This is a genomic window from Bradyrhizobium quebecense, from assembly GCF_013373795.3.
GTDB lineage: Bacteria > Pseudomonadota > Alphaproteobacteria > Rhizobiales > Xanthobacteraceae > Bradyrhizobium > Bradyrhizobium quebecense.
In genome coordinates, this window is sequence record NZ_CP088022.1 from 3,625,012 (window position 1) to 3,648,389 (window position 23,378).

The 23,378-nt window shown below is 61.2% G+C and carries 22 protein-coding genes and 1 pseudogene; 12 read left to right on the top strand and 11 right to left on the bottom strand.

The window, feature by feature from the left end:
- Nucleotides 1-63 precede the first annotated feature (63 nt).
- The 9 genes from HU230_RS17565 to HU230_RS17605 all read right to left on the bottom strand — a co-directional run bounded on the left by HU230_RS17565 (nt 64) and on the right by HU230_RS17605 (nt 6,147).
- A complete protein-coding gene (locus HU230_RS17565; RefSeq protein WP_176530569.1) occupies nt 64-1,482 on the bottom strand; it encodes a hypothetical protein in 1,419 nt (472 codons plus the stop codon).
- Nucleotides 1,483-1,492: 10 nt separating this feature from the next.
- Entirely contained in the window at nt 1,493-2,677 is a 1,185-nt protein-coding gene (gene chrA, locus HU230_RS17570) for a chromate efflux transporter (protein ID WP_176530568.1), read from the bottom strand.
- Nucleotides 2,677-2,865, bottom strand: coding sequence for a hypothetical protein (locus HU230_RS17575; protein WP_176530567.1), 189 nt, complete (start codon nt 2,863-2,865; stop codon nt 2,677-2,679). The genes chrA and HU230_RS17575 overlap by 1 nt, the downstream gene beginning before the upstream one ends.
- A gap of 221 nt (nt 2,866-3,086) precedes the next feature.
- The gene (locus HU230_RS17580; protein WP_176530566.1) at nt 3,087-3,266 is read right to left on the bottom strand and encodes a hypothetical protein; all 180 of its coding nucleotides are present in this window, start codon (nt 3,264-3,266) and stop codon (nt 3,087-3,089) included.
- Nucleotides 3,267-3,288: 22 nt separating this feature from the next.
- Nucleotides 3,289-4,236, bottom strand: coding sequence for a DUF1259 domain-containing protein (locus tag HU230_RS17585; RefSeq protein WP_176530565.1), 948 nt, complete (start codon nt 4,234-4,236; stop codon nt 3,289-3,291).
- A 70-nt stretch (nt 4,237-4,306) separates the two neighbouring features.
- Nucleotides 4,307-4,648 (bottom strand): hypothetical protein, encoded by a 342-nt coding sequence (locus tag HU230_RS17590; RefSeq protein ID WP_224943336.1) that lies wholly within the window; start codon nt 4,646-4,648, stop codon nt 4,307-4,309.
- 7 nt (nt 4,649-4,655) lie between these two features.
- Nucleotides 4,656-4,889 (bottom strand): PepSY domain-containing protein, encoded by a 234-nt coding sequence (locus HU230_RS17595; RefSeq protein WP_176530564.1) that lies wholly within the window; start codon nt 4,887-4,889, stop codon nt 4,656-4,658.
- 48 nt (nt 4,890-4,937) lie between these two features.
- Entirely contained in the window at nt 4,938-5,756 is an 819-nt protein-coding gene (locus HU230_RS17600; protein ID WP_176534981.1) for a chromate resistance protein ChrB domain-containing protein, read from the bottom strand.
- Nucleotides 5,757-6,003: 247 nt separating this feature from the next.
- Entirely contained in the window at nt 6,004-6,147 is a 144-nt protein-coding gene (locus HU230_RS17605; RefSeq protein WP_176530563.1) for a hypothetical protein, read from the bottom strand.
- Between the two features lie 204 nt (nt 6,148-6,351).
- On the opposite strand from HU230_RS17605, the gene HU230_RS17610 reads away from it, so the two are divergent.
- From HU230_RS17610 to HU230_RS17620, 3 genes are read left to right on the top strand one after another with little or no spacing between them, the layout of a single operon-like run.
- Entirely contained in the window at nt 6,352-7,383 is a 1,032-nt protein-coding gene (locus tag HU230_RS17610; protein ID WP_176530562.1) for a Cj0069 family protein, read from the top strand.
- A gap of 3 nt (nt 7,384-7,386) precedes the next feature.
- Nucleotides 7,387-7,983, top strand: coding sequence for an ABC transporter ATP-binding protein (locus HU230_RS17615; RefSeq protein WP_176530561.1), 597 nt, complete (start codon nt 7,387-7,389; stop codon nt 7,981-7,983).
- Complete coding sequence (locus HU230_RS17620) at nt 7,980-8,786, top strand: ABC transporter permease (protein WP_176530560.1); 807 nt, start codon at nt 7,980-7,982, stop codon at nt 8,784-8,786. The genes HU230_RS17615 and HU230_RS17620 overlap by 4 nt, the downstream gene beginning before the upstream one ends.
- Before the next feature lie 12 nt (nt 8,787-8,798).
- Here HU230_RS17620 and HU230_RS17625 read toward each other — a convergent pair.
- A pseudogene (locus HU230_RS17625) lies at nt 8,799-9,410 on the bottom strand (efflux RND transporter permease subunit); the annotation flags it as partial.
- A 74-nt stretch (nt 9,411-9,484) separates the two neighbouring features.
- Between HU230_RS17625 and tnpA the strand changes: the two are divergent.
- The 3 genes from tnpA to istB all read left to right on the top strand — a co-directional run bounded on the left by tnpA (nt 9,485) and on the right by istB (nt 12,420).
- Entirely contained in the window at nt 9,485-9,943 is a 459-nt protein-coding gene (gene tnpA, locus HU230_RS17630; RefSeq protein WP_176530559.1) for an IS66-like element accessory protein TnpA, read from the top strand.
- Between the two features lie 114 nt (nt 9,944-10,057).
- Nucleotides 10,058-11,557, top strand: coding sequence for an IS21 family transposase (istA, locus tag HU230_RS17635; RefSeq protein WP_166309211.1), 1,500 nt, complete (start codon nt 10,058-10,060; stop codon nt 11,555-11,557).
- Complete coding sequence (gene istB, locus HU230_RS17640; RefSeq protein ID WP_166107168.1) at nt 11,557-12,420, top strand: IS21-like element helper ATPase IstB; 864 nt, start codon at nt 11,557-11,559, stop codon at nt 12,418-12,420. The genes istA and istB overlap by 1 nt, the downstream gene beginning before the upstream one ends.
- Before the next feature lie 1,055 nt (nt 12,421-13,475).
- On the opposite strand, the gene HU230_RS17645 is transcribed toward istB, so the two are convergent.
- Nucleotides 13,476-14,819 (bottom strand): IS1380 family transposase, encoded by a 1,344-nt coding sequence (locus tag HU230_RS17645; RefSeq protein ID WP_176530435.1) that lies wholly within the window; start codon nt 14,817-14,819, stop codon nt 13,476-13,478.
- A gap of 188 nt (nt 14,820-15,007) precedes the next feature.
- On the opposite strand from HU230_RS17645, the gene HU230_RS17650 reads away from it, so the two are divergent.
- The 6 genes from HU230_RS17650 to HU230_RS17675 all read left to right on the top strand — a co-directional run bounded on the left by HU230_RS17650 (nt 15,008) and on the right by HU230_RS17675 (nt 23,355).
- Nucleotides 15,008-15,856: a caspase family protein gene (locus HU230_RS17650; RefSeq protein WP_176530558.1), complete on the top strand. Its 849-nt coding sequence runs from the start codon at nt 15,008-15,010 to the stop codon at nt 15,854-15,856.
- Nucleotides 15,856-17,340, top strand: coding sequence for a hypothetical protein (locus HU230_RS17655; protein WP_176530557.1), 1,485 nt, complete (start codon nt 15,856-15,858; stop codon nt 17,338-17,340). Before HU230_RS17650 ends, HU230_RS17655 begins: the two co-directional genes overlap by 1 nt.
- Entirely contained in the window at nt 17,340-18,410 is a 1,071-nt protein-coding gene (locus HU230_RS17660) for a ComEC/Rec2 family competence protein (protein ID WP_176530556.1), read from the top strand. Before HU230_RS17655 ends, HU230_RS17660 begins: the two co-directional genes overlap by 1 nt.
- Nucleotides 18,411-18,777: 367 nt before the next feature.
- Nucleotides 18,778-19,938, top strand: coding sequence for a ComEC/Rec2 family competence protein (locus tag HU230_RS17665; RefSeq protein ID WP_176530555.1), 1,161 nt, complete (start codon nt 18,778-18,780; stop codon nt 19,936-19,938).
- Nucleotides 19,935-22,178 carry a ThiF family adenylyltransferase gene (locus HU230_RS17670; protein WP_176530554.1) on the top strand — a complete coding sequence of 748 codons (2,244 nt, stop codon included), beginning with the start codon at nt 19,935-19,937 and terminating at the stop codon, nt 22,176-22,178. The genes HU230_RS17665 and HU230_RS17670 overlap by 4 nt, the downstream gene beginning before the upstream one ends.
- Nucleotides 22,153-23,355, top strand: coding sequence for a patatin-like phospholipase family protein (locus tag HU230_RS17675; RefSeq protein WP_176530553.1), 1,203 nt, complete (start codon nt 22,153-22,155; stop codon nt 23,353-23,355). Before HU230_RS17670 ends, HU230_RS17675 begins: the two co-directional genes overlap by 26 nt.
- Nucleotides 23,356-23,378 lie beyond the last annotated feature (23 nt).

The following is a 23,378-nucleotide window of genomic DNA, read 5'->3' on the forward strand; positions in this document are numbered from 1 at the left end:
CTCGGGGAGCTGCGAAAGCCTCGGCTACGTCTGCACATGCGCCGCCTCCCTACGAAATCGATCTCAGGGCATTGGTTTGAACACCCAGATCGTGGCCGGCCCAGCCGGCCCCGCCCGGACGGCCACAAGCAAACGGTCCATCTCCGGCACAAAGAGGGACGTTCGCGCCCCCGTTGCCGTCGGCAGGCGTGTGATCCGGCGGTAGACCGATCCATCGATTTCAAATACGTCGACGTATCCTGCGCCGCAGCTCACATAGACACGGTTGCGCTTCCCGTCGATGAAGACGTCATCGACGTCGCCACAGGTTTCCGCATTCGCGATCGGCTTTCCATCCGTCGAGAAGACGGCAAGTTCGGCGGGACTGCGGTACGCCAGAACGATGCGGCCACGGTCGCGATCGATCGCCATCGCGAAATTGCCGCCCTTGTTCAAGGGCCAGGTGGCGAGCTGTTTCCCGGAAGTTCCGTCAACCACCACGACCGCGCGCGCATCCGGTAGGTTGACGAAGATACGTCCACCGTCCGGCTCAAGTTGGAAGCTTTCCGGATGCGCCTTCAGCGGCGCGCTGCGAACCTTGGCGCGGGTGGCCGGGTCAAGGACCGCCAGACCACCATCACCATAGCCGACGATAACGCGCTTGGCCGCAGCATCAATCCGGATGTTGTCCGCATCGCTGCTGAGCTCAATCCGTCCGGTCGCCTTATACTCATTGGCCTCGAACAGTCGCACCGATCCATCGCGGGCATTGGCAACATAGAGGGTATCGGTCGATGGCTCATAGCCGACACCCTGGGGCTCGTTCAGCCCGGTGAGGGTCCGGAGCAGGCTGTGAGCAGCCAGATCAACGACGCCGACACTGTCGTTGCCGAGCTCGGCCACGAACAATCGCTGTCGTTTCAGATCGACGGCCAGATGATCGATGCGCCCGCGCACATCGCCGAGCAGGATTTTCGCTTCGAGCTCGAGTGGGGCCTTGTTTTCTGCCGGTTGAGCTGCCGCCGCCAACGTCGGAATAAGCGCGTCGATACGCTGGACGATCTGGTCGCGGGTCGCCTCGTAGTCGTCGATGCCCAAGGGAATGCCAGACCAATAGGTTACATCGGCGCCCCCTCGCCGCTCCGCCGGAATCTGATCGAATGCCACCACCCGGCGCGCCGCGGTGATGTCATTCACACTCAGTTGCTGCGGCGTGTTGGCCGCTTCCAGTCCATCGAGCGCAAGGCCGTCCTGGACCCGCACCGGGACCGATCGATAAAGATCGATGCCCCGCGAGACGGCCCTGAACGGCAGCCGGCGCTCCTGCGCGGCTCTGTTGAAATAGGCCGCGGCCATCTGACCGTTCACTACGCCGTGCTGGCAGACGAAGACGATCGTCCCGGCCTCGTCTGCCGACGTGGGCGCGGCCGCTGCCATCACGATCGCGAGGGCAATGGCCGCAAGGCGCAACCACAGCCGAGTCACCTTGCTCTGTGTCCACATCGTCAGCCTCTCATTTCAGCCCGGTCAGCACCCATGCAGGCTGCAGGATCGGATAGGCGGCAAGCCCGACCACGGCGGTGACGACGATGAGCAAGGGATTGCTGACCTTCCAGCGGAACAGCACGGCGAGCGAGACGACGCCGATCAGCGCTGTCAGCCAGTCACCGATCGCGATCTTGCCGAGCAGGAAGCACGCGCCAAGAATCGTTCCGATTGCCGCTGCATAGGCGCCTTTCACAAAACCTTGCACGTTCGGATTCTTGCGGTGCCGCGCCAGCAACGGCGCCACGATCAGAACGAGCAGGAATGACGGCAGGAAGATGCCGATGGTGGAGACCAGCGAGCCCCAGAATCCCGCGACGAGATAGCCGACGAAGGTTGCCGTGATCACGACCGGCCCCGGGCTCATCATGCCGATCGCGACAGCCACCAGGAACTCGCGCTCGTTGAGCCAGCCATATTGCTGCACCAACCCTTGCTCCAGAAAGGGAACTATCACGAGGCCGCTGCCGAAGGTCAGCGAACCCGCCTTGAGGAAGAACAGCAACAGCTTGCCCAGCGTCGAGCCGGTCGCGACCGGCGCGGCTGCGGGCGCGGCCGCCGGGATCACCGCGAGTTGCAGGGCGACCGGAGGTCGCCTGATGTTGCCGTAGTAGATGATGCCGACGATACCAGCGCCGATGAACAGCAACGCGACTTCGGCTTGCAGGATCACGGTGACGGCCAGACAGACCGCGGCGATCGCCCATTGCAGCCAGTCTTCCATGCCGAGCTTGGCGAGCCGGTAGCAGGAATGCAGGATCAGGGCGATCACCGCGGGGCTGACCCCATAGAAGATCGCGGTTACCGGCTGCAGGTCGCCGAGATGGACGTAAAGCGCGCCTAGCGCAGCCACGATGACGAAGTTCGGCAAGATGAAGGCCCAGCCGCCAGCCCACGCGCCCCAGAAGCCGCAGCGCAAATAGGCGATGAAGATGCCGACCTGGATCGCGAGCGGCCCGGGCAGCGATTGACAAATGGCGATGGTCTCGCGCATCTGCTCCTTGGTGAGCCACTTCTTTTCGTCGACCAGTTCGCGCTCCATCTGGCCGACCAACGCCACCGGTCCGCCGAAGCCGAGAAAGCCCAGGCGCAGGAAATAGCGTACCATCTCGCCCATTTGTCCTCGCCCGGTGCTCGTTGTTGTCGTCGTCATCACTTGTCCCCGTTGCCGTGACACGCCGGCTGCAAAATCCCATCGAGCGCGCCGCCGAGCTCCACCGGCGTCAATTCGATCTGCTCGCCGTTCCTGGTCACCTGGAAGCAACCGTCGTCCGTCTCTCCGAGATACAGGCAAAGCTCGTCCCTCTCGACGATCCATTTGCCGACCTTCTTCACGCCCATCGAGAAGCTTCGCAGCGTGCCGTCCGGCTCATAGACAAGACGATAGTGAACCTCGTCTGTGAGCTGTTTCCCGGCAAAGCCAGCTCTAATCTGCGTACCGTTCAGCTTCCGAGCGCCTGCGGCCGCGAAACAGCTGGCATCGAGGACAACCGAGCCCCCGACGCCGGTTGGCGAGTGCCGCGATGAGACATCTCGCAAGTAGGCTTTTCGGTACCCCGTTCTCACTTTTTACAGGACTTCATGCACATCTGATACTCGGACTTGCAGGTCGGTCCGGCATAATTCTTCATGCACGCCTTCTGTTGATCGGCGCAGACCTTGCAACTGATCTCGCCGACCGCAACGTCCATGCTCGCCAGAACTCCGACTGCAATCATGAACGAAATCGTGAACGTTCGCATCGTCTGATCCCCCTTTATCGCATCAGGTTTTTGCGCTTGCCGCCTTGTCGAGCGCAGCACGCAGGCCCTTGGCGAGCTTGATGGCATCGTCATTGGCCCAGAAGTGCATGAAGAACAGCCGCGGCTGCTCGTCGAGCATGTGGCTATGCAGCGCGGTCACCTCGATGCCATGCGTGCGAAGCGCCGTGATCACCGGGTTGACCTCGTCGCCGGTCAGCACGAAATCACCAGTGATGGCTGCCTTGCCACCACCGGTCGGCTGGAAGTTGATGCCGGTCGCGACGCCCATCGCACCAACCGGGGTGAGCGGCATGCCGTTTTCCGAGATCGGGTCGCGCCGCTTTACGCCGAACTGATAGACGCCGCCATTGGCTTGCCCCTTGGCACCGATGATCTGATCGAGCTGCGCCGTATCCAGATCAACCGCGGGAGGCGGGCTTGCGGGAGGCGCACTCGTCAACGGCGTCTTGCTTTCGGCGAGTGCGTCACGGATTGTGGCGGCAATCTTGGCGGGATCGCCATGGCCGGCGACATGCATGTAGAAGGTTGCTGGACTCGCGCGCAGCAGGTGATTGTGGACCGCCGTGATCTCGAGTCCTCCCGCGATCATCTTGGCCATCACCGGATTGATCTCGGTCTCCAGCAGCACCAGATCGCCCATCACCATGACACCACCATGCGCCGGCTTGAACGCTACCCACCCGCCAAGAGCCAAAGCCGGCTTGATGGTGACGCCATCCAGGGTCACCGTGAGGTCAGAGCGCGCAAACCCATAGCGATGCACGTCGTCCGAGACGGCCGGCTTGCGGCCCAACGTTTCGTCGATCTTCCGCCAATCGACACTTTGAGCCCGTGCCGACGTGATGAAAGGCTCGCTGAATACTTTCCAGTCGAAGGTCTGCCCGATGGCAGTCGAAGCAAACAGGCAGCAGCCGGCGCCAATAAAAGCCGAGATCGTGTTTCTTCGCATTGAATTGCTCCTTGCAGGTGGTTCGGGAGCCGCGGCGCGTTCTCCGCGGCGGCGAAAAGCCCCCGCCTTCCTATTGCTCCGAGAGGCGCACGATGGTTCGTGCGCCGGAGATGGTCTGCACGGAAATCTCGACGGGGTCGCCAAAGCGGACCGCGTCGAAGATCAGGCCGTCCTGCACCTTGAAGAACTCCTCCCTGTCTTGAGACAGCCGTATCTCGATCGTGTTGCGGCCCTGGTCGATGCCGTCGACCACACCACGCAACGTTTCGGTCGCGGGCGGCCGAGTGATGGCTGCACCGAGGGTCAGGGTGGCAATCGAGTCGTGCTCCACCAGCGGTTCGTTGGCCGGTGCCGACATAGCTGCTCCCGGCAGCAGGATAGCCGCACAGACGATCGTTCTCAGTTTCATCATTGTGAACTCAATCCCGCTGCTTGATCTGGCCGCTGCTGTCGATGACGAGATGAACCTGCCTGCCATCCTTGATCGCCGTCGCAGTCATGCCCTCGGCGGTCGACTTGATGTCGCTGACCTTCGAGTAGCCCGCCGCCTCGATCTTGGCGACGAGCTCATCCTGGGTGAGCGCATGGGCGGGCGCGCTGCCGCTGGCGATGGTCAGCAGCAGCGCTGCAGACAAGACTGCTCGATTCCGCATGATCGTTCTCCTGGTTGTCCCTGCCCCAGTCGAAGTGATCGGCACCGGTCACGACCGCGCCTTGTTGGTCGGCAAGTTGTGCGTCTCCTTGGTCGCGTCGCGACCCCAGCGGTAGAACGCATCGTACAGCAGCATGCCAGCGCTCAACTGCTCGAGATCGTCGTCGAACATGCGCGACAGTCCGAGCGAAGCGGCGAGCAAACCGGGCGCTTCTGGAGAAAGTTCGAGCCGCGCCGTATCGGCGGCGCGCACCATCGTCGTCAGTCGTTCGAGTGCTGGCGTCGAAAGCCCGAACTCCTGAACCATCACATCGAAGGTGCAGAGATCACCGCGATGGCTCCAGAACACGTTCTCGATGTCGAACGGGGTCGCGCCGAAACGCTCGGCGACAGCCTCGACCTCCGACGCCGTCACATAGAGGAACTGGGCCGTTGGATCGACGAAGCGGCGAATAAGCCAAGGACAGGCGATGCGATCGATTTTGGGGCGCGACCGCGTGACCCAGAACGTACGGCCCCGCCCGTCGCGCTTCGGAATCTTGTCGGCCGGGACTGCGGGCAATTCCGCGGCAGCCCAGCCGAGGTGTCCGCCTTCGAGAACTTCGGCAGCCACGCTGCCACAACGCAGCCAGGCGGCCGTCCCTTCGCTGAGCTTCTGGCCCTTGTTGCAGACGACGACCACGGATTGGCCAGTCATCCGAGAGGCCCAATGCTGCACATCGACGTGCGAATGGCGAACCGCGCCGGGGATCAGCCGCGGATCGGCGGCAAAATCTTCATCGATGCGCACATCGATCAGCGTCGGCGCGTTCGCCGTGCCGATCAGCCGTGCCAATTTTTCAGAAGAGATTGAGGTATAAGATGACATGCTGCGCCCTTGGTGATCCAGGACGCGATTCTTGGGCATATCGCCTCGCGGGGAGATCGCACATCCCCGAACCTCGAATAAAAACCCTGACGGCGAGGCTGTCAACGGGGGGCTTTGTCAGGCTCGATCAAGCCCCTCGTCCAAGTGCGTCACAAAGAATTCATTCTGCCTTAGGAACCACCCCGAGAGCGGTCGCGCGTCATACGAACGCGCTCAATCTGAACCGTGGTGCGATTACGGCGCGGGCTCATTGGAGGTGCTGACGGAGCTTTTTAATGATCTCTCTAAGGTCCTTCGCGTACTCCTCGATAATCTTAAGAGCTTCCTCCAGCCGCGAAGGCTTAGGCTCGGGAATCTCGTTTTCTTGTCCTGGTTCGCCAGCCTTTTTCATGGCTCACGATCCGACGGGGGCCGACGAAGTCCTTTTGCGCTGGATCAAGGGTCGACGGCACAGCAGCAGACATGGAATGAGCACCATTACCGCCGGCTTGAACCGTTAGAAGGATTTCCGTAGGATGTTTTAGAGGGGACAAGCAGACTCCCCGTGAGACTTCGGTCCAAGCTCTGCGCAGCACGCAACACGTGGAGCTTGCGCATGGACCCCGAACGACAGCCTTTTTCACCTTCAATAGCCATTCTCTCGCGAGGCGACGCCGCCGCGCGGCGGGATACGACCCCGCAGAACAGCCGCTTTGTCCACGTCTTCGAAGCGCTCGCCGCTGTGGGCATCGAAGCACGCCCGGCGATCTACGATGAAACTTTCGCCGAGGAGGTCCGCGAGCAGTTGCTCGCGGTGGACGGCGTACTCGTCTGGGTAAACCCAATTCAAGACGGTCGAAATCGCGCCGGCCTCGACGCCCTGCTGCGCGACGTCGCCGCCCGCGGCGTGTGGGTCAGCGCTCATCCGGACGTCATCCTCAAGATGGGTACCAAGGAGGTACTCTATCGTACCCGCCCGATGGGGTGGGGATGCGACACGGCGCTATATCAAACCGCCGAGGCGATGCGCGCCGAGTTGCCGACACGGCTCGCCGCCGGTCCACGCGTGATCAAGCGCAACCGGGGCAACGGTGGTCAAGGCGTCTGGAAGGTCGAGAGACTGCCGACCGCCCCCTTGATCAGAGTGCTGGACGCGACCAAGGACGCGCCCGAGGAACTGACGCTGGATGATTTTCTCCGCCGCTGCGCTGAGTATTTCGAAAACGGCAGCGTGATCGATCAACCGTTCCAGCCGCGCCTGAGCGAAGGCGTGGTGCGCTGCTACATGGCAGGCGATCGCTGCGCCGGCTTCGGCCATCACAAAGTCAAAGCCCTGGTCGACTCGCCGGCCGCGCGTTCCGAGGCCGGAGCGCGGCTCTACACGTCGAACGCAGATCCCCGCTTCCAGCGGCTGCGTCGGTTGATGGAGGACGAGTGGACGCCACAGTTAACCTCGCTGCTGGACATCGCGCGAGGTGACCTGCCCGCGATCTGGGACGCCGACTTCATGCTCGGCCCCGTCCAGGCAGACGGGAGCGACAGCTACGTGCTCGGCGAGATCAATGTCAGCTCGGTGTATCCCTACCCGGACGAGGCGCCGGCGGAGATCGCCAGGCGCGCTGCCGATCGGCTACAGCTTAAGCTTTGACGCATGCTGACGGTCAACGGACTCAAGCGCTTGCACATCTCCGTGTCCTTCGACTTGCAGGACGGCGAATGCGTCGCCTTGCAAGGGCCTTCTGGGGTCGGGAAGACTTTGCTGCTTCGCTCCATCGCAGACCTCGATCCCAACGAAGGGACGGTCAAGCTTGACGGAACGCTGAGAGAGGCGATGCCCGGCCCCGCCTGGCGAAAGCGAGTGACCTACCTCGCCGCCGACCCCGGCTGGTGGTCCGACACCGTACAAGAGCACTTCACGGGCTGGGGTGATGCCCTACCGCTGGTCACGCGCCTGGGGCTTCCGGACGACTGCGGACCATGGCCGATCCAAAGACTTTCGACCGGCGAGAGACAACGTTTGGGGCTTGTGCGGGCGCTCATGCTGCGATCGCGGGTGCTTCTGCTGGACGAGCCAACTTCGGCGCTCGACCCGGCATCCGCCGCCACCGTCGAATCCCTGATCGCCGAACGCATTTCGAATGGAACGAGCGTCATCTGGAGCACCCACGACAACGCTCAAGCCCGCCGCGTCGGGTCAAGGATATTCGCGATGGGCCCCGACGGTAGCATCGAGGAAAGCCGGCCGTGACCTACATCCAGCTTTCGTACAGTGATCTGGCCCTACCCGCGCTCCTTGTCGCCATGGACGGCGTTCTCTCGCTTGTTCTCCGCCTCAAGCTTGAGAAACAACTGGCCATCGCGGCTGTGCGCATGGTGGTTCAGCTCGTCCTCGTTGGATACGTGCTGACGTTCCTGTTTGCCGCGGTGTCGCCTCTTTGGACAGCCCTTGCAGCCATCATCATGGTTCTCTTCGCCTCGCGGGAAATCGTCGCGCGGCAGAAGCGGCGCCTTCCGGGCGTTTGGAAGTACGGTTTGGGCGCCGGATGCACACTTCTCGCCGCCGGTACCGTCACGATGTTCGCGCTCCTGACGGAACTACGCCCCGATCCTTGGTATCATCCGCGCTACGCGTTGCCTTTGCTGGGCATGATCCTGGGTAACACCATGACCGGAATAAGCCTGGGCTTGGACGTGCTGACAAATAGCCTCGTGCGGGAGCGAGCCGCCGTAGAATCTTGTCTTGCACTCGGCGGCACTCGATACCAAGCCCTGCTGCCAATCATACGGGACGCGTTGAGAAGCGGTTTCATGCCGATCATGAACAGCATGGCGGCGATCGGCCTCGTTTCCTTGCCGGGGATGATGACTGGCCAGATTCTCGCGGGCGTCGAACCGGTTGATGCGGTAAAATATCAATTGCTAATCATGTTCCTGATCGCCGGCGGGACCGGGCTGGGAACGCTGGCCGCCGTCCTGGGTGGGGCGCACCTGATGACCGATCATCGGCACCGGCTACGTCTCGATCGAATTGCAGCAGAAAGGTCAGAATAACCAAGCTACCAATCATTCGGCCGCCCGTTGCATGCCGTTTCCTTCATTGGCTCGCTTGAGCACCGTCTGTCTGGCGAACCTAGCATAGAGTGCCGGCAATACCACAAGCGTCAATACCGTCGCGGTCAGCAGCCCGCCGATCACGACGGTGGCAAGCGGCTTCTGCACCTCGGCACCCGTCCCGGTGGCCAACGCCATCGGCGCGAAGCCAAGCGACGCGACCAGCGCGGTCATCACGACCGGACGGAAGCGCATCAAGGCCCCCTCGCGGATCGCCCGAGCAATAGGCGCGCCGCCATCGATCAGCGACCGAGTCTGGGTCAACATGACCAGACCGTTGAGCACCGCGACGCCCGACAAGGCGATGAAGCCGACTGCAGCGGATATAGAGAACGGCATGCCGCGCAGCCATAGCGCGGCGATTCCGCCGGTGAGCGCAAGCGGCACGGCGCTGAAGACTAGAAGCGCATCCCGCGCCGACCCCAGGGCCCCGAAGAGAAGCACGAAGATCATAGCGAAGCATGCTGGGACGACGATGGCGAGCCGCTGGCGCGCGACCGAGAAGTTCTCGAACTGTCCGCCCCAAGCCAGATAACTCCCCGGCGGCAGCTTCACCGTAAGCGCGAATTTCTCCGCACCTTTTGCTTTTGAGAGTCCTGATGCATGAGGTGTCCACCAAAATAGGTGGACACCTTGTGATGAGCGACGATGATCAGAAACTGCGGGTCAGGCTTGTCGGCCGGAACGGTCGCCGGCGCTACGAGGCGGCATCGAAAGAGCGTCTTGTCGCGGCCTGCCTTGAGCCTGGGGTTTCGGTATCGAGGCTTGCACTCGAACATGGGGTCAACGCGAACCTCCTTCGGAAGTGGATCAAGAAGCACAGCGCGACCAGGTCGCTGCCGCCGTCCTCACGCCCGGCGTTCATCCCGGTTCAGCTTGAGGGGAAGTCCGAGCGGGACCTGTCGCGAAAAGACAGCGTGGCGACGGTTGATTTGCCGGCTTACGATGAAGTGCGTGGTTCGGAACCCAAAGGGACTCCAGCTTTTTGTTCTCCGGCCAAAGTGAGCGTGTCGCTGCCGAATGGCGTGAAGCTCGCGCTGGAATGCGGCGATGTGGATGCATTGACGGCGATCACCGGAGCGCTGGGCGATGTTTAGACTGTGTTTCGGCATGGAATAAGGACCCCCGTTTCGGGGTGATCGGCATCCAATCGGGACCCCGGGATAAGGGTCCACAGTGGCTTCCATCGAGTCATGGAAGCCGAGGTTGGGATGCTGGTGGTGGAGACGATTGGTAAGATCCGTCGCGCCTACTTTGTTGATGGTCGTCCGATCAAGGCGATCTGCCGAGAACTTGGCGTATCGCGGAAGGTGGTTCGCAAGGTCATTCGTTCTCAAGCGACGGAGTTCCGGTACGAGCGCGAGACGCAGCCGCTCCCGAAGATGGGTGCCTGGAGTGCCGAGCTTGATCGGTTGCTGGCAGGGAATGAGAGCAAGGCGGCGCGGGAACGGCTGACGCTGATCCGGCTATTCGAGGAACTCCGCGGCCTGGGTTATGCCGGCGGCTATGATGCGGTTCGTCGATACGCCCGACGGTGGACCAAGGAACGCGGCACCTCGACAGCGTCGGCTTATGTGCCGCTGAGCTTTGCACCAGGCGAAGCCTACCAGTTCGACTGGAGCCACGAGGTGGTCCTGCTGAGCGGCACCACGGTGATGGTGAAGGCTGCTCATGTTCGGCTCTGTCACAGTCGCATGCTGTTCGTGCGGGCCTATCCGCGGGAGACGCAGGAGATGGTGTTCGACGCCCACGACCGGGCATTCGCCCTGTTCAAAGGCACCTGCACCCGCGGCATCTACGACAACATGAAGACCGCGGTGGAGACGATCTTTGTCGGTAAAGGCCGTCTCTACAATCGCCGCTTCCTGCAGATGTGCAGCCACTATCTGGTCGATCCGGTCGCCTGTACGCCAGCGTCGGGCTGGGAGAAGGGGCAGGTCGAGAACCAGGTCGGGCTGGTCCGGGAGCGCTTCTTCACGCCGCGGCTGCGGTTCAAAAACCTCGACGAGTTAAACGCCTGGCTGCTCGACAAGTGCATCGCCTACGCCAAGGCTCATCGCCATCCGGAGCTGGTCGATCAGACGATCTGGGACGTGTTCGAAGCCGAACGCCCCAAACTCGTTCCCTATGCCGGCCGCTTCGACGGCTTCCATGCGGTGACAGCATCGGTCTCGAAGACCTGCCTGGTGCGCTTCGACAACAACAAGTACTCGGTCGCAGCCAGTGCAGTCGGACGACCGGTCGAGGTTCAAGCCTATGCCGATCGCATCGTGATCCGTCAGGATGGACGTATCGTTGCCGAGCACCCGCGATCCTTTGGCCGCGGCGATACCGTCTACGACCCCTGGCATTATGTGCCGGTGCTCGCCCGCAAACCCGGCGCCTTGCGCAACGGTGCTCCCTTCAAAGACTGGGTGCTGCCGGCCGCGATCGAGCGGATCCGGCGCAAGCTGGCCAGCACCGACGATGGCAATCGGCAGATGGTCGACATCCTCACCGCGGTGCTGACTGACGGTCTGTCCGCGGTGGAAGCGGCTTGTGCCGAAGCGCTCAGTCACAGCGTCCATTCCGCCGATGTCGTTCTCAATATCCTGGCCCGTCAACGTGAACCCGCCCCACCGGCCAACATCATGACGCCGGCCGCACTGACGCTCCGTCATGCACCGATCGCCGATTGTGCCCGCTACGACAACCTCCGGAGGACCATCTGATGGAACGAACCCAAATCTTCGACCTCATGGGCGAACTTAAGCTCTACGGCATGAAGGCTGCCTTCGACGAGATCATGGCAACTGCCGTCAAGCGCCAGCACGAGCCTCAACGCATTGTCGGCGACCTGCTCAACGCCGAGATCAACGAGAAGCAAGCCAGGTCGATCAAATACCAGCTCACCATTGCCAAGCTGCCGCTCGCCAAGGACATCGCCGACTTCCAGTTCGACGGCACGCCGATCAATCAGACTCTCGTCAATGATCTCGCTGGCGGCGGCTTCATCGCCCAACAACGCAACGTCGTGCTGGTTGGCGGCACCGGTACAGGCAAAACCCACCTGGCCATTGCCATCGCCAGAAGTTGCATCCGCGATGGCGCCAGAGGACGCTTCTACAACGTAGTCGACCTCGTCAACCGGCTCGAGACCGAGACCCGCAACGGTCGGCAGGGACGGCTCGCCGAGCATCTGACCCGCATGGACTTCATCGTTCTCGACGAGCTGGGCTATCTGCCGTTCGCGCAATCCGGCGGTCAGCTCCTGTTCCATCTCATCAGCCGGCTCTACGAGCGCACCTCCATCATTGTCACCACCAATCTTGCGTTCGGCGAATGGCCCAGTGTGTTCGGTGATGCCAAAATGACCACCGCGCTACTCGACCGATTGACCCATCACTGCGACATCGTCGAGACCGGCAACGACAGCTGGCGATTCAAAAGCCGCGACGATGTTCAAACAACCCGCGCTCGCGCCGTCTCCGCAACCCCGACCAGCTCCGACGACCCGAGCGCTACCAGCAGAGCACGCCGATCAAAGGGGTCCCTTTTGGATGCCGATAGGGGGTCCCAGTCGAACGCCGATTGACAACCTTAGCTATCTGGAGCTTTGACCCCGGCCGGCAGTTCGCGCACCAATGCTGGTTGCCGACTTCGGCGGCCGGCGCGCGAACGGAACCTCTGACAGCACGTCAGCAGTCTCGGCCGAACGATGCTTCTAGCGTTGGGAGAAATGTGCGCCGGCGCGTTGCGACGGGATCTCCATTTCTAAGGGCTGCCGGGATCTTTCAAGGCTTAGACTGGATTTCGCGCCTGTTGGTCCCTTTCGGGCAGACCAACGTCGCGAGCCTGCATTCGAAGTAGCGCGTCAGGATCCGCCGGCCGGAGTTTCTCCGGATGCCCGCGGCCGTCGTGATTGCCGAGGACCTAGACTCGATCGGAGACACATGCGCTGAGCGTCCGCCCGGGAAACTCGCCTAACGTTGCAACGGATCGATCGCAAACCGCGACAATCTACTTGTATCAAGGCTTGCACTGTAACTTAAGATTGAGCACAATCCGCCGGTAAATTGGGTGGGGTAAATACTGCATCGATTGTCGGCGTTTGCCGGCGCGGTTATACTTCATTTGTTCTCACTCTACAGGGGCCGTTGCATCGGAGATGCAATGCACGTGGAAACGGGAGACGTCGGATTGGCAAACAGTCCGGAGCAAAATGGAAGCGCGGGCACGTCGAACGCAGCCCAGAATACAAAAATACCACACGCTGTCGACGGAGTAGTTTTCGAGGATAGCCAGCCTGGCCCAAAGACTCATGTTCTGATCGTCGGGGTGGGACACTATCCATGTTTCCGTAACGGCGGCCCCGGATGCCATGAGAGCGCTCCACTTGGTCAACTGACCTCGTCGACCGTCTCGGCGCGCTTATTGGCACGATGGTTTCTTGAGGAGTATCGGTATCCGCCGGCACCTTTGGGCAGCCTAGCCCGTCTTATTCATGATTGCCGGGCGGGGCAGCTGGAACATTTCCGGTCGGGGTGAAGGCGCGCGCGAACGCTTCGGCTTTTTCGCCGCTTTTCGACCCGACTTCGTGAACGCGTTGGAGGACGGCAGCGGGGTGACCGGGGGCTCATGCCCCGCGCGTCAGGGTGCTTGCGGGACCAGAGCGTTTACCAAGCCGCGGAACAGGTCGGCGTCGGGGCACGCCGCAGCGAAGGCGAGACGGACGCGGGTGGCGGTCTCGATGACGCGGGCTGCGATCTTGAGAAGCCTGAGCCTGATCGTGTTGAACTCGGCCGTTGCCAGATCGCGCGGCTTTGGGATGGCATCGCGCACGGCGAGGATGAGCCAATAGGCGGCGGTGTGGAAGACGAGGCGGACCTGGTTGGCGAGCGCCGAGCGGCAACTGGTGCGATCGGAGGCGAGCTGGGTCTTGTGCAGCTTGATCAGGTTCTCGGCCTGTCCGCGAGCGCAATAGAGGCTGTCATAGATCCACTCAGCCGAGCCGATATCCAGGCTGGTGACGACGTAGCGGACGTCGAGCCCTTGTTGGGTTGCCTCGATGCGGGCGACGACGCGGCGCTCACGATGCCAGGAGCCGGCCGCGTGGCAGGTCTCGGTGTAGCCGCGAACCACGATCTTGTTCTCGATCGCACGTTCGGTTCGAAATGCATCACAGACCTCGTCGACCTTTCTGGCGAGCGGCTTCGTGCCGGCTAGCGCGAAGATGTAATCGACGCCGTTTTGCTCGCAAAAAGTCATCGCCTCGGGGCCGGCGTAATGGCTGTCGCCGCGGAAGGTGATACGCGTATCGGGCCAGCGCCGGCGAATGCGCCGAACCAGGCGGCGCAGGTGTGCCCGCACCTCGCGGCCGCTCGGCGTCTTGCCGGGGCGCAGGATGACCGCAACAGGCCGGCTGTGCTCGGTGTCGTAGACGTGGATCGGCAGGAAGCAGTGTTCATCATAATGGGCGTTGAACAGCGAGAGTTGCTGACGGCCATGCACCACGTCGACCGTGTCGTCGATGTCGAGCGTGATTGCGCTCGGCGCTCGCGCGTAGCTGTCCATCCATAGGTCAACCAGCACAGAGCTCAGCCGGATCACCTCGCGCAGGTGTGGTGCATTCTCCAGGCGCGATAGGGTCGGCTGCGAACACAGATCCCGGCCAGTGTCCGGCAGTCGGCCGCAAGCCAGCTTGAACGCCGGATCGCCGCGTAAACGATCGAGATCATTGCCATCCTCGTAGCCACACGCGATGGCGAAGATGCGGGCGCGGATCATATCCGCAAGGCTGTGCACGATGCGTCCCGGATCGCGCCGCTCGGGGAATACGCAGGACAACTTCGCGGCCAAGCCGAGGCGCCGGTCCGCCATGGCCAGAAGCATGACGCCGCCATCCGACGTCAGCTTGCCGCCGTCGAACGAGGCTGTGATCTTCTTGTGGGAAACGGCTGGAAATGAGAACGGCAGACTCGTATCGTCGGTCATGGCGAGTGTGGCGGCCCGGATGCGCGGAGGGTGGGTGTCAGCAACCGAATCCTACGCCATCTCAGCGGCTTACGCCACGCTCGCCAGCCTCTCAACAAGCCGCTGATGAATAAGACGGGCTAGCAATATTATCCGCCGAGCCAACGGATGTGCCGTTCGACACGAGGTCCGGTAGTTGGCTTCCACCAATGTCGAACTACGACGTTTTCGCACGTGCAGCCCAGGCTTGGTATAGCCGTGGCAACAGCGATGAAGCGAACCGGCTAGTATTCCTGTTTTGTGGTCATGGCTTTGGATACGGCGTACTGACGTCGTTGCTAATGTCCGACTTCGACTTCCGTAAGCAAGATGCCTGGGACAATGCACTCGACCTCGGCAAGTTCGTGGCCGGCATGGAGAATTGCGCGGCAGCCGAGCAGATCTTCTTCATCGACGCATGCCGGCGACCACATGGAGATCTCCTTCCGCCGGGTGCTGCGATCGGACGCTCGCCGGTCCATGCTAAGTCAACACCGCGCAAGGACTTCTCCACCAATCGCAATGCGCCGCTGATCTTCTCGACCGGCGATGACAAGCCAGCCCGTGGCCGCAGCGACGGCGCGAGCGTCTTCACTGACGCCTTTATGAAGTCTGTACGCGGCATGGGCGCACGTGATGATAACGGGGATTGGCGCATCAATAATTACTCGCTCCTCGAAGCCATGTCGCACGTTTCGCTCCGCCTTACCCAGCAGCATTTTCCGGAGCCACAACAGCCGCAGGGCGGCCAGACGCGCGCTTTTGACTTTCATTATTTGGCGGCGGACCCTATATCGCCGATTTATCTCGATCGTAGCGGCCAGGCGTGCGGCCCCGGGGAGCTCCACTACGAAGTAGGCGGCCGAGCGATGGCCCGCCCCTGCGGCAACGACGAGTACGAAATTGAGCTTAGCCTCCCCTATGGCGGCTACACGTTTACTCTCAAGAACGGCGCCACCAACCTTGCGCACGCTCAGCAACGGTCCGCCCCCACCTTCAAGAAGGCGAGGCTTGAATAATGGTGCAGAAAGCCGCCATATTGGTTCGTGTCGACAAGTACATCGATGGTGATCAGGTTCGCTTTGGGGTGCCGGTCCGCTTTCGTCCCGTCATCGACGATGCTAACAAGCACACTCGCCGCTCCGACCGCTCTCGCAAGTTGGTGACCACGATCGCGCCCGTGTCATCTTACGAATATGACGGCGTTCGCGTTTCTCTCGCCTTCGGCGCGTATGATGTCGAGGCGGTACTGCCATCAGGAGAGCCGCTGCTCAAGGAGCTCTTGGTCGGGCCAGAGGCTGAAGAATATGGCGACGCCGGCATGCCGGTTATCCTTCGGGGCGAGGCTTCACCGAACGAATGGCGCAGCTGGGCGCATTTTTCCGGCGCAACGCTCGCGTCGGCACACCAGCAATCTGGCGAACTGCTGCGAGGTCCCTCTTACCCCACCACATCGTTCAGCGTGACGATCGGCAGCATTGCCGGGTCGAGCGACTTTGACGGATTTGACCCATCGAGCTGGACCGGCTGGTTCCATTACCTTGAGGAACGGTATCGCCGCGGCCCCGAGCACGCACTAGACATTCAACTTGCAGGGAGCGATGACGGGCTAAGCGTGACGACCGAGGGCGGGTACAATGGAACGCCGCTCCGGATCATGTTCACGCGGCAGGCTTCTGCGAGTTTCGACTTCCACACTACCGAGATCGGCGCGCGACGCACCTACGCTGCCATCGCCGGCAAGGCCGGCACCCAATTGTTTGCCCTCCCCCTGCCGTGGGGTGACAGCTACTACTCCACACCATTTGAGATGCTGGCGTTCGAGGATGACCGACAGCTGCGTTGCGACCCGGTCCTAAGAGACGAGCGATGGGCGGGGCTCGTTGCCTATCTGAACAGGGGGCGCGTCGACCTCGCCTACGAAATTTTGAAAAGTGCCCAAGACGCCCTATTCGAGAAATTCGAGAACCCGCTTGCCGCAGCGATCGGCGGGTACGTCCTCCTTTCGTCGCTGCAAGAAGGTGATCACGCGAATGATTGGCCGGAGTGGCTGGACAATCTTGCGCGCCGATTCCCACGGCTCCCCGATGGGCCGATTCTTCGGGCGAAGTGGCTATTGTCCCAGAATGTCGAAGAGCATCTCTACGAAGCTCATGAGCTTCTTTACGATTCGGTCATGCGAGGTCTTCCCTTCTTTACGACCGGTGTTGTCTGGTTGATCGAGGGTCTGGAGCAGACATCGATCGGCTGCCCGACTTGCACCGAACTCCTACGCAAGGTGCGAGGCGTGGCCAGATCCATGGATCTGAGCCAGGCCTTCACATCCTTCTCTATCGCCAAACCGCTGACTCGCGATGTCGAGGAAACGAAACCCGAACTCGATGCTCCAGCCGGCAATCTCGTGGAACCGGGGGCTCAAGGAGCATTGGGGCGGTTGGAGCAAAGCCAAACGCAACAATCTAGTCTGCCGCAACTCCAATATTTGACCCTGACGCAAAGCTGATGTTCAGGCTAGAAATGCTACCCGCGCGGGAGGGGGACTGTCTGATCCTCAGCTGGGGTGAAGCCGATAGCCCTTATCGCCTGCTCATAGACGCCGGACGCGAGTCGACCTCCGAGGCGGTGCTTGCATACGTCGAAGAACATGGGGGCGCGAAGGACATGTTCGAGCTATTCATCGTGACCCATATCGATCGCGACCATATCGAAGGCGCGGTAGCCCTCCTGAGGTCGGAGCGCTTCCGGCCCCTCGTCAAGCAGATCTGGTTTAATGACCGCGGCGACCTTGATTACGCTCCGCCGGAACCGGGCTTCGAGACGTACGGCGCGCTCGACGGAGAACGTCTAGCCGCACTCATCGCCGAGCACCAGATCGCCAATAATCTCGATTTCAGGCCAGCGCCGGTCGCAGTGCGGCAAGAGGAGCTGCCTGTTGTCGAACTTCCGGGCGGCCTGACCCTGACCGTCTTGTCGCCCGATCAGCAGCAATTGGCCGATCTCGCTAAGCCGTGGGAGGACACTCTGCGAGAGGCTCCGCCGGGCTGGGAAGAGTACGGCGAGACCGAGCCAATCGACGTCGCCTTCCTCGCTAGTCGGCCATTCAAAAGCGACAAGGCGAAGCCCAACGGCTCGAGTATTGCGGTGGTCGCCGCCTACAAGAAGCGTACGATCTTGCTGACCGGCGATGCTCACGTTGGCCGGCTGCTGGCATCGCTCGCGCTCTACAAGGAAATGCATCCCGAACACGAGGGGTTCGCCTTGGTAAAGGCCTCGCACCACGGAAGCCGCGGCAATATCTCGAACGAATTGGTGGCAGCGGCCCAATGCAGTTGCTGGGCGATCTCTACAAATGGAGCTCAGTACAAGCATCCTGATCGCGAGGCCATCGCCCGGATCATCGCCGGCTCACCCGACATAGTGAAACTGTTCTTCAACTATGACACCCCGTTCACCGCATGGTGGCGTAGACCCAACGTCGGAGCCTATGCCTTTACGTCGTCCTACGGCGACGGCGGCTATCTCGCGATCGATATTCCCGAGACCGCCCCTGCCGTTGCAATTTCAACTCGATAACGTAAGCCGCAACAGACCGACATTGGCTAGAAAGCGGGCCATCATTAGCGATGTAGTCGCTTGCGCATTCGGTGGCGGGCATCCGTAACAACCGACCTCGGGTAAAGGCGTCTCGATCAGTTGACCGTCGGAACATGCACCGCCGTCAGGCCACCGCTGGCGATCGAGGGCCCGAAGCTGGAAACCCACCGAATCTTCAAGTTCAACCCTAGATTCTGGCGCTTCCGGCTCCACTCGCTTGGCTTGCAGACCCGAATCAACATACTATTTCCGGCTAGCTTGCAGCATGGTCATTCAGGAAATGCCCTTTTGCGCGGCCGTTTTACTTAAAGGCATGGTGTAAGGCCTGACCGGCCGAGGAGGCGCGATGTTCGCAGATGTAAAGGGACCGTCTTTTATTTTCTGGCCTGTCGGCTGCGGCGATAGCACGACCATCGTCGTCGGCGAAACTGAACTCATGCAGATTGATCTGAACGACAAAGTGATGGCTGAGGAGGACGATAACGAGCACATTCCGCTGGTTGATGAACTCGTGGCCAAGCTGCCGCAGCGCGATGGCAAGCCCTACCTGTCCTGCTTTGTCCTGACACATCCTGACCAGGATCATTGCCGCGGCTTCGAGGATCTTCTCAAGCGAGTTGTGATCGGCGAGCTCTGGCACAGCCCGCATATCTTCCGGGAGTACGAGGACGAAAAGGTCCTGTGCAAGGATGCCGAGGTGTTTCGCGAGGAGGCGCGTCGCCGGGCAACGAAGACCATCAAGGCCGGAGGTGATCCCGGCGCCGGCAATCGCGTTCGGGTTATCGGCTACAGCTCGCTGTTTCAACCCGGCGAACGCTATCATAACCTTCCCGAGGAGTTCCGCACCCGCCCGGGTGCGGAGATCACCATTCTCGACGGTGCAGACGTCAGCGACCGCTTTCATGCCTTCATCCACGGGCCTTTCAAGGAGGGTGAAGCTGACGCTCGCAACGAGACCAGCGTGGCCATGCGGGTGATCATCGGCAACCAAGATCATCCGATGTACGGACTCTTCCTCGGCGATGTCTCCTACCCGACCCTGATGCAGATCTTCGAGCAGACGCACGCTCACAACAATGACGCCATGCTAAACTGGAACGTGCTTCTTGCCCCGCATCACTGCTCGAAGAAGGTCATGTATGAAGACAATGTTCTTCAGCAAGACGCCCTCGACGAGCTGCAGGCGCCGCAGCTCGATATCGGTTATATCGTCGCGAGCTCGCCGGAATTCCCGGCATCGAATTCGTCTGGCGACAATCCGCCCCACGTCAAGGCGAGGAACCGTTATGAGGAAATCGTCAACACGGCGTTCCTCTGCACCGGCGAATACAGCACGCCCGAGAACCTCCGGCCGATCATCTTCAGCGTCAACGAAGACGGCGTCTTCCTCGACGGTGACGACTACGAGGTCTCCGATAGCGCGCGCAAGACGTTGGCCGCCGCAGTCGAGGCGGCCCGCGGACGTGCGGCACCTCCAACCGCCAAAGTTGGTTTCGGCCACGAATGAAATCCGACGGGCAGGCCTGGGCGCTCGCACAACTTGCCGAAATCGTCCAAGCTTCCTCCGGTTCGCTCGAGGTCATAGACACCGTCGAGCCGACCGAAGATGGCGAAGCCGTAGTCGTTTCTCTTTCGGTGGACTGCTCCGGATACCCGCGTAAGCCAGGCGGGATTCCTTTCAGGACACGGGAGCGACTGCTTCTCAAGATTCCGGCTAATTTCCCTCTAGAGGTGCCGCGGCTTGACTTCGCGCACAAGCGCTACGGCGACTTCTCGCACGTACAATGGGGCAGCTACATCTGCCTTTATCAAGCGACCGACAGCGAATGGCAGCCGGAAGACGGCCTCTTCGGCTACATGCAGCGCATCGACGACTGGCTTCGAGCCGCTGCCGCAGATGAACTCGATCCGGCAGGAATGCCGCTGCACCCGCCCGTCACCTACGCGGTCAGCAGCCTGAAAATTGTCCCAACGCAGAATACGCCGGTCGTCGAACCGCCATTCTGGGCAGGATACGCGAAGATCATACGCGAGAACGAGAACCGTATAGAACTCGGCGAATGGATTGAAAGCCAGGGTACCATCCCCGATGGTCGCCTGGCCGCCGCTGTGCTCCTTCCGACCGGGATGCCGCACGAGTATCCCAAGTCAGTCTCGGAACTTCTCGAAGAGTTGAAGGCCCGAGATCTCCCCATCAAGGTCATTCGGCTGATGATCCAGTTAGGCGTGCTCAGAGGTGAAAGCGGTCAGCCGCTCATCTTCATACTGGGCGCCGCGATGCGCGGGATTGCCGGGGGCCCACGTCTTCAGCACTTGGCTGCTTGGCGCATTGATGCGCAGCGCGTCGATGAAATGCGCGAAGCAATCAGGGCTTCTACCAGCGACGATCCCAGTGACGTCACCGAATTCTATGAATGGGCTGCGAAGGCCACAATCGAATGGTGCAGCATCCTTGAGGATCGACCGGAAATCGTCACCAGACGAGACGCCGAGAGTGCTTCAGCCTGGTGGGCGGGCCGCCATGTCGTCCTCCTCGGTTGTGGAGCTATCGGCAGCGCGGTCGCCATGCTGCTCGCCCGCGCGGGCGTGGCCAAGCTGCAGCTCTACGACAAGGACGTGGTCAAGCCGGGTGTTCTGGTCAGGCAGCTCTTCGACCGGTATCAGATTGGCGCCAACAAGGCGAAGGCAACCGCCCAGAACATCCGATATACCAATTATGGGGTCGAAGCGCTCTCGTCGCCCGCAGATATCGTGAGATTGCTTGAAGTCCCGGAGCGCCGCGCGGACATCCTGGCCGCTGACGTGATCATCAACGCAACCGCTTCGACAATGGTCGCGACTTCGCTGGAGAAGCAGTTCAGGACCTGGCCAAAGGCCCATCCGCCTATCGTCTCAATGGCCCTGGGGCACAAGGCGGATCAGGGTTTGATGACGATGGCTGTGCAAGGGGTTCCTGGAATAACGCTGGACCTCGACCGTCGCGCCAAGATAGCGCTGTCGAATCTTGAAAAGGGAAAGCACGTCCTCGACGAGTTCTGGCCGGTAAGCCCGGACAGGACGCGCCTGTTTCAGCCCGAGCCCGGCTGTTCCAGCCCGACATTCCGGGGCTCCGCTGCCGACGTGATGGCGCTTTCGGCATTGATGACGAACGTCGCGAGCAGATGGTTGGCAAGTCCCTCGCTTGTTGCTGCGCGCGCCCGCTCGTTTGATCTGACCGGACAGCGCACAGGTGCCCTCAACGAGTTCGAGTTCGAGTGGCCCACCGATATTGTTCTCGTCGATGGCCGGAACGGTTACCAGATCCGTGTGACGCAGGCCGCTCTTGCAGGAATGCGGGCATGGATGCGCAGGTCAGAGCGGGTTAACGGCCGACGCGTCGAGACAGGTGGCATCCTGTTTGGTCACGCGGATGAGTTCCTGAAAATCCTTTGGGTCGATGAGATCAGCGGGCCACCGCCTGATAGCCTTCAATCTCCGACGGCATTCGTCTGCGGCACCGCGGGCGTTTCTGAAATGAACACCGAAAAGACCAGGAGGACGAGGAAATCCGTTGCCTTTGTCGGTATGTGGCACACGCACCCTGGAGGAATTCCGCTGCCCAGCAACACCGACTACGGCGCGATGGCGAATCTCCTGACGAGCAAGGAATTCCAGGCCAAGCGTTTCTTGATGATCATTATTGGGGCTGATTCATCACGCCCCCTCATTACGGGGACGGTCTTTGAGCGAGCCGATTACCAACAGTAGTCCGCTGCCGAAGCAGCCGTTTATCGGACTCGCCATGTCCGGCGGCGGCGCACGGGCGATGGCGTTCCATCTCGGCTGTTTGCGGGCGCTCCATGACAGAGGCCTGTTGGAAAAGGTGAAGGTCCTGTCCACCGTTTCGGGAGGCAGCGTCATCGGCGCATGTTACGCCTACAGCTCGGATGACTTCGTTTCGTTCGACCGAAAACTCGTCGAGCTGCTCCGGAATGGCATCCAGCGGATGATCTTGAAAGAGCTGCTGACCAGCACACAATGGGTGAAGATCCTTCTCACACTGATCTTAAGTGGACTGCCCACAGCTGTCCTTTGGTCCCTTTCGTCAATCCTCGCTGCCTGTCGACTCCTCACCGGACTCCCGACACGACGCATCGAGCGCGCGCTTGCGGTGTTTCGACAGTCGCTGCTGGTTTGGGCTAGCCTCACGACAGCGTTCGAGCAGGCCCTGACCAGCCTCTTTCGATCGAAGACTGTCTGTGATGTCACGCGTCCGGATTTGCAAGTGGTCATAAACGCCTGTGACCTGAAGACCGGAACCGCATTCCGTTTTGGCTCGCAACGGTCGGGAGGTTGGCGTTACGGGAAAATCGTTGGACCGGCCCCAACCGTTGCGAAGGCCGTGGCGGCATCGGCCGCCTTCCCCATCATCCTGCCGCCGCTTATCGAAACTTTCCAGTTCAGCAAAGGCGGCAGCACTCGAACCCAGACAGTCGTCTTGACCGACGGCGGCGTGTTCGACAATCTGGGAGTGTCCGTCCTGGAGCCCGGAAGAGACGGCGATATCACCGACACATACCCGGTGACGCATATTATCAGTCTCAACGCCGGACCAGGCCAGCTCAACGGTGGCGATCATCCCTTCTGGTGGATCAGCCGCGTCGCAAAGGCCTTCGAAGCGGTGCACCGCAAATCGCAAGACCACGTCTACTCCAGACTACATCGTCATGTAGAAGCAGGCGACTTGGACGGCTTCGGGATGGTCTACCTCGGCCAACAGGATCACCAGCTTCCGTGCCATCCCCCCGACCTTGTAACGCGCGACAAAGTTCGCGACTATCCAACAGATTTCGCGCCCGTCTCCGCAAAAGACCTTACGCTGTTGACCAGCCGAGGTGAACAGCTCACGCACATTATCATCGATCGATATCTACCGCAGTTGTAGTCCTTTCTGGATGCTCAGTAGAT